The 15209-nt window shown below is 67.9% G+C and carries 12 protein-coding genes; 3 read left to right on the top strand and 9 right to left on the bottom strand.

Going from position 1 to position 15209, the window contains the following annotated elements; genetic code table 11:
- The first annotated feature begins 97 nt into the window (after positions 1 to 97).
- Together rpiA and AC56LK_RS02395 are read left to right on the top strand one after the other, a co-directional pair.
- Positions 98 to 775, top strand: coding sequence for a ribose-5-phosphate isomerase RpiA (rpiA, locus tag AC56LK_RS02400; protein ID WP_497182959.1), 678 nt, complete (start codon positions 98 to 100; stop codon positions 773 to 775).
- Between the two features lie 14 nt (positions 776 to 789).
- Positions 790 to 1137 (top strand): hypothetical protein, encoded by a 348-nt coding sequence (locus AC56LK_RS02395; RefSeq protein WP_497182958.1) that lies wholly within the window; start codon positions 790 to 792, stop codon positions 1135 to 1137.
- Between the two features lie 44 nt (positions 1138 to 1181).
- Here AC56LK_RS02395 and AC56LK_RS02390 read toward each other — a convergent pair whose 3' ends face one another.
- Together AC56LK_RS02390 and argA are read right to left on the bottom strand one after the other, a co-directional pair.
- The gene (locus tag AC56LK_RS02390) at positions 1182 to 1457 is read right to left on the bottom strand and encodes an oxidative damage protection protein (RefSeq protein WP_497182957.1); all 276 of its coding nucleotides are present in this window, start codon (positions 1455 to 1457) and stop codon (positions 1182 to 1184) included.
- A 53-nt stretch (positions 1458 to 1510) separates the two neighbouring features.
- Positions 1511 to 2824, bottom strand: coding sequence for an amino-acid N-acetyltransferase (gene argA, locus AC56LK_RS02385; protein WP_497182956.1), 1314 nt, complete (start codon positions 2822 to 2824; stop codon positions 1511 to 1513).
- Between the two features lie 55 nt (positions 2825 to 2879).
- Between argA and hrpA the strand changes: the two genes are divergently transcribed.
- Complete coding sequence (gene hrpA, locus AC56LK_RS02380; RefSeq protein WP_497182955.1) at positions 2880 to 6938, top strand: ATP-dependent RNA helicase HrpA; 4059 nt, start codon at positions 2880 to 2882, stop codon at positions 6936 to 6938.
- Positions 6939 to 6975: 37 nt separating this feature from the next.
- Here hrpA and AC56LK_RS02375 read toward each other — a convergent pair whose 3' ends face one another.
- The 7 genes from AC56LK_RS02375 to AC56LK_RS02345 form a co-directional block, all read right to left on the bottom strand.
- Positions 6976 to 7650, bottom strand: a complete 675-nt coding sequence (locus tag AC56LK_RS02375; RefSeq protein ID WP_497182954.1) for a PRC-barrel domain-containing protein — start codon at positions 7648 to 7650, stop codon at positions 6976 to 6978.
- 404 nt (positions 7651 to 8054) lie between these two features.
- Positions 8055 to 9812, bottom strand: coding sequence for an MFS transporter (locus tag AC56LK_RS02370; RefSeq protein ID WP_497182953.1), 1758 nt, complete (start codon positions 9810 to 9812; stop codon positions 8055 to 8057).
- A gap of 26 nt (positions 9813 to 9838) precedes the next feature.
- The gene (locus AC56LK_RS02365; RefSeq protein ID WP_497182952.1) at positions 9839 to 10927 is read right to left on the bottom strand and encodes an N-acetylglucosamine-6-phosphate deacetylase; all 1089 of its coding nucleotides are present in this window, start codon (positions 10925 to 10927) and stop codon (positions 9839 to 9841) included.
- On the bottom strand, positions 10928 to 11695 hold the full coding sequence (locus tag AC56LK_RS02360) for a DeoR family transcriptional regulator (protein WP_497182951.1): 768 nt from the start codon (positions 11693 to 11695) through the stop codon (positions 10928 to 10930).
- Between the two features lie 36 nt (positions 11696 to 11731).
- The gene (locus AC56LK_RS02355; RefSeq protein ID WP_497182950.1) at positions 11732 to 13057 is read right to left on the bottom strand and encodes a D-tagatose-bisphosphate aldolase, class II, non-catalytic subunit; all 1326 of its coding nucleotides are present in this window, start codon (positions 13055 to 13057) and stop codon (positions 11732 to 11734) included.
- Entirely contained in the window at positions 13054 to 14007 is a 954-nt protein-coding gene (locus tag AC56LK_RS02350) for an ROK family protein (protein WP_497182949.1), read from the bottom strand. Before AC56LK_RS02350 ends, AC56LK_RS02355 begins: the two co-directional genes overlap by 4 nt.
- A complete protein-coding gene (locus AC56LK_RS02345) occupies positions 13994 to 15130 on the bottom strand; it encodes an SIS domain-containing protein (RefSeq protein WP_497182948.1) in 1137 nt (378 codons plus the stop codon). The genes AC56LK_RS02350 and AC56LK_RS02345 overlap by 14 nt, the downstream gene beginning before the upstream one ends.
- Positions 15131 to 15209: the final 79 nt, after the last annotated feature.

The following is a 15209-nucleotide window of genomic DNA, read 5'->3' as shown; positions in this document are numbered from 1 at the left end:
ATCGACTGTCGAAACGGTGCGATGAAGCGTCGATTTTGAGGGGTGAACGGGGCGATCCGTTAAAATGGCGGCTTCCTTTTATCTCACTGACAGCATCATGACCCAGGACGAACTCAAGCAAGCCGTGGCGCGCGCCGCCATCGATTACGTGGTGGACGGCGAAATCATCGGCGTCGGCACCGGCTCCACCGCCAACTTCTTCATCGACGAACTGGCGAAGATCAAGGACCGCATCAAGGGCACCGTCGCCTCGTCCGAAGCCACCGCGGCCCGCCTGCGCGGCCATGGCATCCCGGTGTTCGAGCTCAACGACGTGAGCTCGATGGCGGTCTACATCGACGGCGCCGACGAGATCACCGCCAGCGGCGCGATGATCAAGGGCGGCGGCGCGGCCCTGACGCGCGAGAAGATCGTGGCCTCGGTGTCGAAGAAATTCGTCTGCATCGCGGACGGCTCGAAGCTGGTCGAGACCCTCGGCAAGTTCCCGCTGCCGGTCGAAGTGATCCCGATGGCGCGCGCCTCCGTGATGCGCCAGCTGGCGGCCCTCGGCGGCCAGCCGCGCCTGCGTACCAAGGCGGGCAGCGATGAAGCCTTCATCACCGACAACGGCGGCGAGATCATCGACGTGGTCGGCCTGTCGATCACCGATCCGGTCGGCATGGAAGAGCAGATCAACCAGATGGTCGGCGTGATCGCCGTGGGCCTGTTCGCCAAGGCCGGCGCCAATGTCTGCCTGCTGGGCACGTCCGAAGGCGTCAAGACCCTGACTTTCTGAGCGGAGAACGCAGCATGAAGCACGCACTGGTCCTGTTTGCCGTCCTGCTGGGCGGCTGCACGCTGTTCAAGAGCAAGATGGAACCGGCGCGCGCGCCCGTGGCGGCCGTTGCCAGGACGGCGCCGGCGGCGCTGCTCGACCCGAACGGCACGCCGATCGAGCGCGTGCCGTTTCGGATGGGCGTGTCCTCGGCGACGGTCGAGAAGATGGCGAAGCAGCAGGGCTGCACAAGCGGGCAGGGCGCCGGACTGGTGACGGAAGCAGGGCCGGTGGAGGTTTACCGGATGCGCTGCGAGGATGGACCGATGCGTGGGAAGGTGTTCATGGCGCGTTGTGAATTGCGCCAGTGCGTGAAAATGTAGTTGCGGCGTAAGGCGGACGGCAGGCCGTCCGCCGTGCCAAGACCTTAGGCCGCCGGCGGCACGTAGCCCTGTGCCTGGTCGGCTGCGCCGTCACCGAAGAAATGACGTTCCATCTGCTGCGCCAGGTACTTGCGCGCGCGGTCGTCCGCCAGGTTCAGGCGGTTTTCGTTGATCAGCATGGTCTGGTGCTTCAGCCATGCCTGCCAGGCCTCTTTCGAGACCGACTGGTACAGCTTCTTGCCCATTTCGCCTGGTACCGGCGGGAAGTCCAGTCCTTCGGCTTCCTTGTTCAGTTTGATGCATTGGACGGTGCGGGCCATGGTATTGCTCCTGTAATCCTGTTAAGTGCGCTATAAAGCGGGTCAGACCGTCATTATAAAGTCTTGATGAAAACCTGTGACCGGCGCTGCCAGTTATACATGTGCTGGCGGTCCTTGGGCAGGTCGTCGACCGTGGCCGGCACGAAGCCGCGCTTCTTGAACCAGTGCGCCGTGCGGGTGGTCAGCACGAACAGCTTGGTCAGGCCGGCGGCGCGGGCGCGGTTCTCGATGTGCTTGAGGATGCGCTCGCCGTCGCCCTGGGTCTGGGCGTCCGGGCTCACGGTCAGGCAGGCCATTTCGCCCATCTTCGCTTCCGGGAAGGGATACAGGGCGGCGCAGCCGAAGATCACGCCGTCGTGGTCGATCACCGAGAACTGGTCGATTTCGCGTTCGATCAGCTCGCGGCCGCGGTAAACCAGGGTGCCGTCGGCTTCCAGCGGTTCGATGAGCTTGATAATTCCGCCGACGTCCTCAATTGTGGCCTGGCGCAGGCTCTCCAGGTTTTCGTGGCTGATCATGGTGCCGACGCCGTCGTGGGTGAACAGCTCGAGCAGGGCGGAGCCGTCCATCTCGAAAGGCACGATGTGGGCGCGGTCCACGCCGCTGTTGCAGGCCTTGATGGCGTGGCGCAGGTAGAAGGCCGCGTCGGGCGGCAGGAAACCGGCCTGCAGCACGGCCTCGGCCTGGTGCGAGGACAGTTCGCGGATCTCGGCGCCCGCCGCATCCGACATCATCCCGGTTTCGGTGATGAAGATCAGCTTGTCGGCGTGCAGGGCGATCGCGGCCGCGGCGGCCACGTCTTCCATGGTCAGGTTGAAGATCTCGCCGGTCGGCGAGAAGCCCAGCGGCGACAGCAGCACCAGGCTGTCCTCGGTCTGCAGGATGGGCTGGATCTTGTCGGCGGCGATCTTGCGGGTCACGCCGGTGAGCTCGAAGTCGGTGCCGTCGATCACGCCGAGCGGACGCGCGACCACGAAGTTGCCCGAGACGATGCTGATCTGGGCGTGCGACATCGGGGTGTTCGGCAAGCCCTGGCTGAAGGCGGCTTCGATGTCGAGACGCAATTCGCCGGCGGCTTCCTTCGCGCATTCGAGCGCGGCGGGGTCGGTGATCCGGACACCGTTGTGGAAGCGGCCTTCCACGTTACGCAGGGCCAGCTGCTCCGCCACCTGTGGACGCGAGCCGTGCACCAGCACCAGGCGGATGCCGAGTCCCAGCAGCAGGGACAAGTCCTGGGCCAGCACCGGCAGGGCGCCGGAAGCGACCAGTTCGCCCGGGAAGGCGACGACGAAGGTCTTGCCGCCGAAGGTGTGGATATACGGCGCGACAGAGCGCAGCCACTGGACGAATTGGGTAGGGTTTTCCATTTGCCGCATTATAATTCGCTGCGCGTTGTGCGCACCAAATACCTCGTAAAAATCAATGTCTGATCAGAGTAACAAGCCTTCGCAGCCGCAGGCGCATGCCGTTTCCAGGAACACTTCCGCAACCGACCAGCGCAAGCCGCGGCCGGAGGGAGAGGCACGCCGTCCGCGTCCGCCACGCGACGCGGCGCGTGCTCCCGAAGTCCGGACGCCACCCGTGCGCAACCCGCTCCCGCCGATCACCTTCCCCGAAGACCTGCCGGTCTCCGGCCGCCGCGCCGAGATCGCGAAGGCGATCGAAGCAAACCAGGTGGTCATCGTCTCCGGCGAAACCGGTTCCGGCAAGACCACCCAGCTGCCGAAGATCTGCCTGGAGCTGGGCCGCGGCCAGAAGGGCCTGATCGGCCACACCCAGCCGCGCCGTATCGCCGCGTCGAGCACCGCCAAGCGCATCGCGCAGGAACTCGGCTCGCCGCTGGGCGAGCACGTGGGCTTCAAGGTGCGCTTCAACGACACGCTCTCGAAGGGCGCGTCGGTCAAGCTGATGACCGACGGTATCCTGCTGGCCGAAACCCAGACCGACCCGCTGCTGCGCGCCTACGACACCATCATCATCGACGAGGCGCACGAGCGCAGCCTGAACATCGACTTCCTGCTCGGCTACCTGAAGCAGCTGCTGCCGCGCCGTCCCGACCTGAAGGTGATCATCACCTCGGCGACCATCGATGCCGAGCGCTTCTCGCGCCATTTCGGCACGCCGGAGAAGCCGGCGCCCGTCATCGAAGTCTCGGGCCGCCTGTACAAGGTCGAAGTGCGCTACCGCCCGGTCGACCGCGATCCGGTCACGGCCACCAACGCCAAGCCGGGCGAGCCGGCACCCAAGGCCCAGGTGGCGCGCCAGGTTGTACGAGATAAGCGCGACCTGATGGAGGCCGTGGTCGACGCCGTCGATGAGTTGTGCCGCATCGGCTCGGGCGACGTGCTGGTCTTCCTGCCGGGCGAGCGCGAGATCCGCGATTGCGCCGAAGCCCTGCGCAAACATCATCCGCCGCACGTCGAGATCCTGCCGCTGTTCGCCCGCCTGTCGGTGGAAGAGCAGGACCGCGTGTTCAAGACCACCAATGCGCGCCGCATCGTGCTGGCCACCAACGTGGCCGAGACCTCGCTGACGGTGCCGGGCATCCGCTACGTGGTCGATACGGGCCTGGCGCGTGTAAAACGCTACAGCTTCCGCAACAAGGTCGAGCAGCTGCAGATCGAGCCGGTGGCGCAATCGTCCGCCAACCAGCGTGCCGGCCGTTGCGGCCGCGTGGCCGACGGCGTCTGCATCCGCCTCTACGAAGAAGACGATTTCAACAAGCGCCCGAAGTTCGCCGATCCGGAGATCCTGCGTTCCTCGCTGGCCTCGGTCATCCTGCGCATGAAGTCGCTGCACCTGACCGACGTCGAGACCTTCCCCTTCATCGAGCCGCCGCAAGGCCGCGCCATCGCGGACGGCTACCAGCTGCTGCAGGAAGTCGGCGCGGTCGACGACACCAACGAACTCACACCGCTCGGTAACAAGCTGGCCAAGCTGCCGCTCGACCCGCGCGTGGGCCGCATGATCCTGGCGGCGGTGGACAACGACTGCCTCACCGAGATGCTGATCGTGGCCTCCGCGCTGTCGACGCAGGATCCGCGCGACCGCCCGATCGAATACCAGCAGCAGGCCGACGAGAAGCACAAGAAGTTCGCCGACGAGAAGTCCGAATTCCTCAGCTACCTCAAGATCTGGGCCTGGTTCGAAGATGCGATCGAGCACAAGAAATCGAACCGCCAGCTGCAGGAAAACTGCCGCGCCAACTTCCTGTCGCAGCTGCGCCTGCGCGAGTGGCGCGACGTGCATTCGCAGCTGCTGACCGTGGCGCGCGAGCAGGGCTGGCGCCTGAACGCCGCCCCGGCCACCTACGACCAGCTGCACCTGGCCCTGCTCACCGGCCTGCTCGGTAACATCGGTTTCAAGGCCGAGGACGAGCCGGTGTTCCTGGGCGCGCGCGGCATCAAGTTCCACATCTGGCCGGGTTCCTACCTGGCCAAGAAGCCGGGACGCTGGGTGATGGCGGCCGAGCTGGTCGAGACCACGCGCCTGTATGCGCGCACCATCGCCCAGATCCAGCCCGAGTGGGTGGAAAAGATCGGCGCCCACCTGCTCAAGAAATCCTGGGGCGAGCCGCGCTGGGAGAAGCGCCAGGCGCAAGTGACGGCGCTGGAGCGCGCGACCCTGTACGGCATCGTCGTGTACAGCAACCGCCGCATCAACTACAGCCAGTACAACCCGCGTGAAGCGCGCGAGATCTTCATCCGCGACGCCCTGGTGGCCGGCGACTACGAGACCCGGGCGCCGTTCTTTGCGCACAACCACAAGCTGGTGCGCGAGATCGAGAACCTCGAACACAAGTCGCGCCGCCTGGACGTGCTGGTGGACGAGCAGCTGATCGCCGCCTTCTACGACAAGGAGATCCCGGACACGGTCGTGAACGGCGCCGGTTTCGAGAAGTGGTACAAGGACGCCGCGCGCGACAACCCGAAGCTGCTGTACCTGGTGCGCGAAGAACTGATGCGGCACGAAGCGGCCGGCGTCACCACCGAGCTGTTCCCGAAGACGATGAACGTTACCGGCATCGAGATGGGCCTGACCTATCACTTCGAGCCGGGCAGCCCGCGCGACGGCGTGACCCTGGCCGTGCCGCTGTTCGCGCTGAACCAGATTCCGCAGGAGCGGGCGGGCTGGCTGGTGCCGGGCATGCTGAAGGAGAAGGTGCACCTGCTGCTGAAATCCCTGCCGCAGAAACTGCGCCGCCATTGCGTGCCGCTGCCGGAGTACGCGGCGAACTTCTACGAGCGCCACCAGGACCCGCTGCGTTTCGCCAGGGGCGACCTGATCGACGCGCTGATCGACGACATCCACCGGCACACCAGCGCCCGCGTGCTCACCACCGACTTCAAGCAGGAGACCCTGCCGGCCCACCTGTCCATGAATTTCAAGGTGATCGACGAGCACGGACGCCAGCTCGACATGGGCCGCAACCTGGCGACGCTGCAGGCGGAGCTGGGCGGGCAGGCGCGCCAGAGCTTCCAGAAGATGGCGGAAGCCACGCCGGCGGCGGCGCCGGCCAAGCTGCAGGCCGCGGCTGCGCCGGCCGCGCCCGCGCCGTCGAAAGGGAAGGGCAATGCGCCCCAGACCAAAGCACCGGCCGCCGCACCTGCCGCTTCGGCGGCCGGCGCGGTCCAGCACACCGGGCTTACCACCTGGAGCTTCGGCGAGCTGCCGGAACTGCTGGAGATCACCCAGGGCAAGCTGACCCTGATCGGCTTCCCGGCGCTGGTGGACAAGGGCACGCACTGCGACCTGGAAGTCTTCGACGACCCCAACGTCGCCGCGCGCACCCACCGCGTCGGCCTGCGCCGCCTGTTCGCGCTGCAGCTGAAGGACCAGCTCAAGTTCGCCGAGAAGAACATCCCCGGCCTGCAGCAGATGGGCATGCAGTTCATGAGCATTGGCACGCAGGAAGACCTGCGCGACCAGATCATCGCCAAGGCGATCGACATCGCCTGCCTGCAGGATCCGCTGCCGCTGGACGCGGCATCCTTCAACAAGCGCAAGGAAGAGGGCAAGGGGCGGATCGGGCTCCTGATCAACGAGATCGCGCGCCTGGTGGGCTCGGTGCTGGCGGAATTCCACGGCATGCCGAAGCGTATCCAGAGCCTGCCGCAGGCGGTGCAGCAGGACATCCAGGGACAGCTGCAGGGCCTGGTCCACAAGCGCTTCATCGCGGACAACGAGTACAGCCAGCTGGCGCACTTCCCGCGCTACCTGAAGGCGATCAACGTGCGTCTCGAGAAGCTGCGCGGCAATCCCTCGCGCGATGCGCAGCTGATGGCGGAGTGGCAGGGCGCGGCCAGCCAGTTCCAGCGCACGCTCAAGAACCAGGCGGGCAAGAACAACGACCCGCGCATGACGGAGTTCAGGTGGATGCTGGAAGAATTGCGCGTGTCGCTGTTCGCGCAGGAGCTGCGGACGCCGATGCCGGTGTCGGCCAAGCGGCTGCAGAAGGTGTGGGAGTCGATGATTCGGTGATGCATGGTGGGCGGGTTTTCCCGCCCACCATGCAAGATCAGCCGATATTGCTGCCGCGGATGCGGCTCAGGTCCTTGTCATCCCCTTCATGACTCGGCCGCGGATCGGCACTGCCGCCGACGCCGTAGGAGTCCCCGTGCAGGCTGCCCGAACCGACGCTGACGCCCAGGCTGCTGCCTGCGCCCGTCGCGCTGCCGGCCGACCCCGCCCCCATGCTCGATCCCATGCCGCTGCCCATCGCCGAGCTGGCGCTGGTGCCGCCGATCATGCCGCCCATCGTCGTGCTCGGACCCATGGTCGGCGCCCCCGAACGCTGCGGATCGGTGCCGTAGAAGCTGTGGACGCCGCCGGCCCAGCTCACGTCGCTCATGTCGGGCCAAGCATCCTTGTCGAAGCCCGGCGCGTTCCTCAGGCGTTCCTTGTCCACGTTGAGCACCATGCGCTTGTTCTCGGTGTCCAGGTGCAGCGCCTGCCAGGGCACGGCGAGCAGCTTTTCGCCCAGGCCGAGGACGCCGCCGAAAGCCAGCACGGCGTAGGCCACCTGGCCGGTCTGCATGTCCAGCATGATTTCCTTGATGTCGCCGAGGTCTTCCTCCTGCGCATTGACGACGCTGTCACCGATCAGAGTATCGGCGCCCATCAGCGCCGGTCCGGGACCGGTGCTGCGCGTGTTCCTGTACATCCCATATTTGTCTCGATCTGCGTAGCTCATGGCAACCTCCTTGGTCGTTGAGTTGTCCGCGAAGCAGAAACCTACCCGTCAAGGGTAGCCCGCTGCTTCCATCATATGACTCAATCGCCACAAGGCGCGCGCGGAAGGGGCCTGCGTGCGCGCTATGCGAGCTGGCGCACAGAGCGGCATTTGCAGCGTGGTTAATGTACTAAGTAATGTTTCGGAGAAAAAAGAGATGACAGTCAATTCGCGCTGCAACTACACCGGCCTGTTCAGCAAACGCATCCCGACGCGTTCGGTCGCTACCGCATTCACTTCCGTTTTCGCCCGCCTGGGCTGGTTCGGCCGCCGCTGAACCGGGGCGCAGCGCGCGGGCCGGCCCCGGCCCGCGCGCCAGTCTCAGGGTAGCGCCCGCTACCTGATCCGGCGCCTCATCGAGGTGCCTATCCCAGCTTTTCCATCGATTCCTGCCCTTTCGGCCCGTTGCCCGCAGCGGCGCCGGTGAAATGCAGTTCGATCTCCTCCAGCGTCTTGCCCTTGGTCTCCGGCAGCAGGAAGGCGGCGGTCAGGAAGTACAGCCCCGCGAAGCCTGCGCCGACGAAAAAGACGGCCGAGTAGCCGTAAAAGCCCACCGTGGGCAGGAACATGGCGGCGATCACGGTCGAGACGAACTGGTTGACCAGCAGCGCGATGCTCATGCCGTTCGAGCGGATCCGGGTCGGCATCAGCTCGGACAGCGCCAGCCACACGCACACGCCCGGCCCCACCGCGAAACCGGCGACGAACAGGCAGATCGCCAGCGCCACCTGCCAGCCGTGGGTCTCGGAGGGCACCGTGCCCAGCCAGGCGCGCTCGATTACCAGCGGCGCGTCGCGGCCCGCGGCCGGGTCGGCGAAGGGATTCAGGTGCCAGCGGCGCAGGGTGGCGCCGATCACGCTGTCCTCGTCGATGGCGTCTTCGCGCCGCAGCTGCACCGTGGGCAGCAGCGGATCGTCGCTGCGCAGCGACTTGACGTCGGTGAAGGGGCCATAGGCGTAGGCCACAGTCAGCTGCTGCGGCGCGCTGCCGCCGGCGCCGAGCGCGGCCAGCTGCTTGCCGTCCAGGCGCAAGGCGAGACGGTCGTCATGTACCTGGGCCTCGACCAGCATGCGCACGTCGCGCTGGCCGTCTTCGGCGCCACGGAACAGCAGGCCGGCCGCCACCAGCGCGACCACGATGGTGGCGCTGCCCAGCATCAGCAGGAACTTGCGGCCCTTGCGGTCGACCAGCACCACCGCCACCACGGTCATCACGGCATTCAGCACCTTCAGGCCGACGTCCGCGGTGTTGGCGGTGGAGCCGGGCAGGCCGGCCTGGTTCAGGATCGTGACCACGTAGGCGAGGATGGAATTGATGCCGGTGGCCTGGGTCAGGGCCAGCACCAGGCAGGCCAGCAGGAAGGGCAGCACGTAGCGGCGGCTGGCCAGCGAATCGCGCAGCGGGACCGGCGGCGCATCCGGCGCGGCCGGACCGCCGGCGCCGCGCATGGCCAGCCAGCGCGGCGATTCCTTCAGCGCCAGGCTGCCGAGGGTGAACACCAGGCCGGGAGCGAGGCAGAGCCAGAAGATGCTGCGCCAGGCCTTGTCCTGGGCTGCGAACACCAGTTCCGCCCGGGCCGCCTGCGGCAGCGCGGCGGCCGCACGGGTCGCCTCGTCGACGGTGTGCGCCTGGCTCAGGCCGATCACCGCCGCACCGACCAGGCCCACCGTCAGCATCAGCTGGAACAGGGCGGCGCCGCGGCCACGGCGTGCGGCCGGCAGCGACTCGGCCAGGTAGAGCGGCACCACGACGCCGATCAGGCCTCCGCTGATGCCCTGCAGCAGGCGGCCCAGCAGCAGCGGCGTGTAGCCTTCGGCCAGGGCGATCATGGGAATGCTGAGGGTGAACAGCGCGCCGGCCAGCACCATGGCGCGGCGGCGCCCGATGGCGTCGGCCAGCGCGCCGGCGAACAGCGAGGACAGCACGGAGCCGAGCAGCACCGCCGCCACGATGAAGGACAGCTGCTGGGTGCTCAGCTTCCAGGCCACCGAGGCCGTCGATTCCAGGTAGGGCAGGGCGCCGGCGATGATGCCGACGTCGATGCCGTACAACAGGCCGCCCATGCCGGCGATGAACAGCAGGTAGCGCATTGCGCGGTCGGACGTGGGGTCAAGGGCGTTCATCGTGTCTCCGGAGTGTTTTATGTTTTCTAATTGCCGAGGGCGATCGCTTCGCCTTCGACGTAGACCGCGGCCGGGCGCAGGGCTGCGTCCAGCACGACCATGTCGGCCCAGGCGCCGGGCGCGAGTCGTCCGCGTTCCGTTTCGCCCAGGTAGTCGGCGGGGAAGCGCGACAGGCGCTGCGAGGCATCCGCCAGGTCGAGCCCGAGGTCGACGAAGTTGCGCAGCGCCGCGTCCATGGTCAGCACGCTGCCGGCCAGCGAGCCGCCGGCCAGGCGCACGCAGTTCCCGCACTTGAACACGCGCTGGGTGCCGAGCGCGTATTCGCCGTCCGGCATGCCGGTGGCCGAGGTGGCGTCGGTCACGCCATACAGGCGCGGGATGGCGCGCAGCGCGGCGCGCAGGGCGCCCGGGGCCACGTGCTGGAGGTCGGGGATGATCTCGGCGTACTCGGCGTGCGCCAGCGCCGCGCCGACCATGCCGGGTTCGCGGTGATGCAGGCCGCTCATGCCGTTGAACAGGTGGGTGAATCCGGCGGCGCCGGCGCGCAGCGCAGCCACGCCGTCATCATAGCTGCCGGCGCTGTGGCCGATCTGCACCCGGATGCCCAGCGCCGCCAGCTGCGGGATCAAGGCAAGGTTGTTGTCGACTTCCGGCGCCATCGTCAGCACGCGGATGGGCGCGATGGCGTGCAGGCTGCGCACCAGTTCCAGGCGGGCGGGAATCACGTCGGGCGGCTGGGCGCCGAGGCGCGCCAGGTTCAGGAAGGGGCCCTCCAGGTGCACGCCGAGCATGCGCGCGCCGCCCTGGGGACGATCGGCGATGACGCCGGCCAGGCCGTGCAGGGCATGGCGGATGCCGGCTTCCTGTGCGGTCAGGGTGGTGCCGAGCAGGGAGGTGGTGCCGTGGCGCGCATGGCTGCGGGCCACCACGGCGCCTGCTTCGCCGCCTGTCATGATGTCGGTGCCGGCCGCACCGTGGACGTGCAGGTCGATGAAGCCGGGGAGGATGGTGTGCCCGCTGGCGGCAGGGCCCTCGATGATCCGGTGGATGCGATCGCTGAAATCGATACTGCCTGTGATCCAGCCTTGGGGAGTGAGGATTCTGCCGCTGAGCATTTAGTCCGCTATGAGTAATTCGATGCCCAGCTTCTGCAAGCCCTCGCGGTATTCCGGGCCGATGCTGGCATCGGTGATGACGGTATCGACCCGGTCCAGCTGCACGATGCGGTGCAGGCTGACCCGGCCGAACTTGGAGGCGTCGGTGAGCACGATGATCTTCTTGGCCCGCTCCACCATCTTGTGGTTCAGGCTCGCTTCCGCCTCGTGATGGGTGGTGACGCCGAACTGCAGGTCGAAGCCGTCCACGCCGAGGAACAGCTTGTCGAAGTTGTAGGCCTGCAGGGTCGCCTCGGCCTGGCTGCCCTGGATCGACAGGGATTGCTTGCGCAACTGGCCCCCGGTCAGGATCAGCTCCACGCCGGCGGTGTCGGCCAGCTCCCAGGCGATGTTCAGGCCATTCGTCATCACCGTCACGTTGTTCGCCTCGCGCAGGTGGCGCGCCAGCGAGATCGTGGTGGTGCCCGAGTCGATGATGATGTTGTCGCCTTCCTGTACCAGGGTGGCGGCCAGGGCGCCGATGCGGTCCTTCTGCTCCTGGTTGATCGCATCCTTCTGGCGGATCGACTGCTCGGGCGGCGGGGTGCGGGTGAGGGTGGCGCCGCCGTGGCTGCGCGTGGCCAGTCCCTGCGCCTCGAGCGCGCTCAGGTCGCTGCGGATGGTCACCGCCGAGACGCCGAATTCCTGCACCAGGTCGGTCACGTGGACCGAACCCTGGCGGGTCAGGTGCTGGAGGATGGCTTCGCGGCGTTGGGTGGTGTTTCGCATGGTGGCGGCTCGGGTCGGCGGTCGAAAACGGCGAGCTTAACAGATCGATGCGGCGTGATCGACTGCCACCGCTGCGTTGTGGTTGCAGGCCCTTGCGTATTGCGCCAGCACCTGGCCGATCTTGTGCTCCAGCAGCGCGCGTGCGCCGGTACCGAGCCGGCCTTGCAGCACCTCGAGGTACTGCTCGTGCAGGTGCTGGCTCAGGAGCGGCAGCGGAATCTCCACCGCATCCAGGTTGGCGCACAACCGCTCCACCGCGGCCGCCACCGGCGCCTCGTTCCAGTAGTAGCGGCAGCGGTCGGACAGGCCGTAGCGGCGCATCAGGCGCTGTTCTTCGCTGCTGCCCGGGTAGTGCTTGCGCCAGTGCTCGGGCTTGGCCAGCATGACCTCGTCCAGCACCGCCATCAGGCGCGAGGCCCGGGCCGCCGGCACCAGTTCGTCCTCGATCTGGCACAGGGCCAGCAGGCCTTCGCGCAGGGCGAAGGTGGCGGCCGGGCCGACCTTCAGGATGGCGAAGTGGTCACTCACCATCTGGTGCAGGCTCGACTCGCGCTGGTAGTCGGTGGAGTGGGCTTCGAACACCAGGCCCGGCTGGCCGGCCACGAAGGCCGACAGCAGTTCGGCCTGGGCGGCATCATAGTGCTGGATGTGACTGTGGTCGAAGTCCACGCCGGGCTGCACCACCATGGCGACCACGCGGCGCCAGGCGGCGTGCAAGCCGGCGTCGAGGAAGGCGCGGCAATGCACTTCCAGCGTGCGTTCGGCCGCTCGTGGCGAGGTCGGGGCGCCGGCATCGGCGAGGGCCGATTCGCCGCCCGGCACCGGCACTTCGGTTCCGATCACGTAGACCGGCGGCGGGTGGCCGGCCTGCTCTGCCGCGGCGTCGGCAATGGCGGCCAGGCGTGCCGAGCGCGCCGCCACCGTCTCGTCATCGAGGGTGGCCGGGTCGTCGGCGCAGCGCATGCTGCAGTCGAGGTGGATCTTGTGGAAGCCGGCGGCGGCATAGGCCGCGACCAGCACCTCGGCATGGGCCATGGCTTCCAGCGCGGGACGCGTTTGCCAGGCGTTCGGGCCCAGGTGGTCGCCGCCCAGCACCAGGCGCTCGCGCGGGAAACCGCGCTCCCGTGCCAGTTGGTGGACGTAGTCGCGGAACTGTTCCGGGTTCATGCCGGTATAGCCGCCGAACTGGTCGACCTGGTTCGAGGTCGCCTCGATCAGCAGCAGGGTGTCGTAGCGCAGCGCCACGCCCATGGCGGCGCTCAGGACCATGGGATGGCTGCAGCAGACGCTGTACAGGCCGACGGCTTCGCCGCGGCGGTGCGCCTTGACGAGCTGCTGGACGGGCGAGAGGGTCTGGTTCATGGTGCGCTCCGGTTCGGTTGTTGTTGGCGGGCCAGCAGGGCGGCGCCGCGTGCCCCGCCGGCGTCGCCGAAGCGCGGCGGCAGGATCGGCGGCACGAGCGCTCCGGGGAACAGGTGGCGCCGCACGGCGGCCGGCAGCTGCTGGTATAAATGGGGCAGCTGCGACAGGCCGCCGCCCAGCACGATCGCGTGCGGATCGAGCCCCAGCACCAGGCTGGAAAAGGCATGGGCCAGCAGGTCGAGGTGGGCGGCCAGCGTCGCCGCGGCCACCGCATCGCCGGCATTGGCACGCGCCGCGATCACCATCGGCTCGGCGCCATCACCGCCGAGGTGGCGGTGCAGCATCCGCATGCCCGGACCGGACACGTAGCGTTCGAAGCAGCCCTGGCGTCCGCAGGGGCAGGGGATCGACGGCAGGCCGTACTGGGCGAGCAGGTGGGCCGGCACCGACCAGTGGCCCCATTCGGCGGCCACGCCGTTGAAGCCGCGCTGCAGGCGTCCGCCCGCACAGTAACCGCCGCCGGCGCCGGTGCCGAGGATGGCGCCGAACATGGTCGGCAGGCCGTCGGCGGCGCCGCCCTGCGCTTCGGACAGGGCGAAGCACTGGCAGTCGTTGCCGATGACGACGGGGCGTCCCAGCGCCTGTTCCAGCGCCGGGGCGACCAGGCGGCCGTTCAGCGCAGGTACGTTGGAACTGAGCTGGCGGCCGCTGGCCGGATCGGCGACGCCGGGCAGGCCGACGCCGACCGCGGCCTGGCGGCCGAGCGCCGCGTCGGCGCGCCCTACCAGGCCGGCGACGCCCTGCACGAAGGCCGCGAAATCGTGGCCGGGCGTGGCGATCCGCTCGCGGAACACCTCGCGCAGGCCGGCGTCATCGGCGAAGGCGACCAGCTCGATCTTGCTGCCGCCGATGTCGATGCCGTGGAAGCCTTGTGGATCAGTGTTCGTCATGGCGGTAGATGGTGACGCCCTTGACGACACGGTTGACCGTGCCGCTGGCGAAGGGATTGTCGGGACGCAGCTGCAGGGCAGCCGACTGGTGCAGGGCAAGCTGCTGCGCGACCAGCAGCCACAGCGGCGCCAGCCAGGCATCCGGCAGCGCCGGCACGGGGATGCCGATGTCGCCGCCCGGACCCACGGTGACGATGCGGCCGGCCACGCCGTCGCGCCGCAGCTCGTCGACCAGGTCGGCTTCGTAGCGTTGCGACAGCGCCTTGCTGCTGCCGAAGACGAGCACCAGCGCGCCGGCGTTGAGCACCGACTTGGGACCATGGCGGAAGCCCAGCGGCGTGTTCGCCATCGCCGGCACGCGCCCGGCCGTCAGTTCCAGCAGCTTGAGCGCGCTTTCCTTGGCCAGGCCTTCGAGCGGGCCGCTGCCAAGATAGACCACGCGGCCGGCCTCGGCAGCGGCCAATGCCGCCACCGGGGCTTCCCAGGCCGCCATGGCATCCTGGGCCAGGCCGGCCAGGGTCGCGATGCGTTCGACCCCGTCGCCCTTGCCGAGTACCGCCAGCGCGGCCAGCAGCATGCAGGTGAAGCTGCTGGTCATGGCGAAGCCGCGGTCGCAGCTGGCGGCCGGCATCAGCAGGTTGAAGGCGCGGCTGTCGCCGGCGCTGTCGCGTGCCAGCCTGCCTTCGGGGTTGCAGGTGATGTTCAGCAGGCGCGCATCCGGCACCAGGTCGCGCACCAGCTGGACGGCGGCCAGGCTTTCCGGGCTGTCGCCGCTGCGGGCGAAGGATACCAGCAGGGTGGGTGCGCCGCGTTCAAGATAGAGCTCGGGATGGGTGAGCAGGGTGGTGGTGGCGATTGCCCGCACCTGGGCCGGCCAGGCGGCATTCAGCTCGTCGGCGACGATTTCGCCGACATAGGCCGAGCTGCCGGCGCCGGTCAGGATCACCCGCTGCAGCGGATCGGCCAGGCATCCGCCCAGGAAGGCTTCCACCTGTGCGCGGCTGCCGCGCAGGCCGGCGGCCAGTTCGCCCCACAGCGCGGGCTGCTGGGCGATTTCCTCGGCGGTGTACAGGCCGCCGATGTCGCGCCATGCTTGTGGGCTTCGCTGCAGAAGAGTAGTCATCGAAAGAAAGGTAAAAAGTTTTCAGTGCGATCCATCATAAATAGAAAGTTTGCGAAAGTCAAATACGAAAGTAAAACGA

This window comes from Telluria sp. ZB4P36, assembly GCF_059685865.1.
The sequence above is the reverse complement of the archived record's forward strand: the minus strand, read 5'-3'. Positions and strand labels throughout refer to the sequence as shown.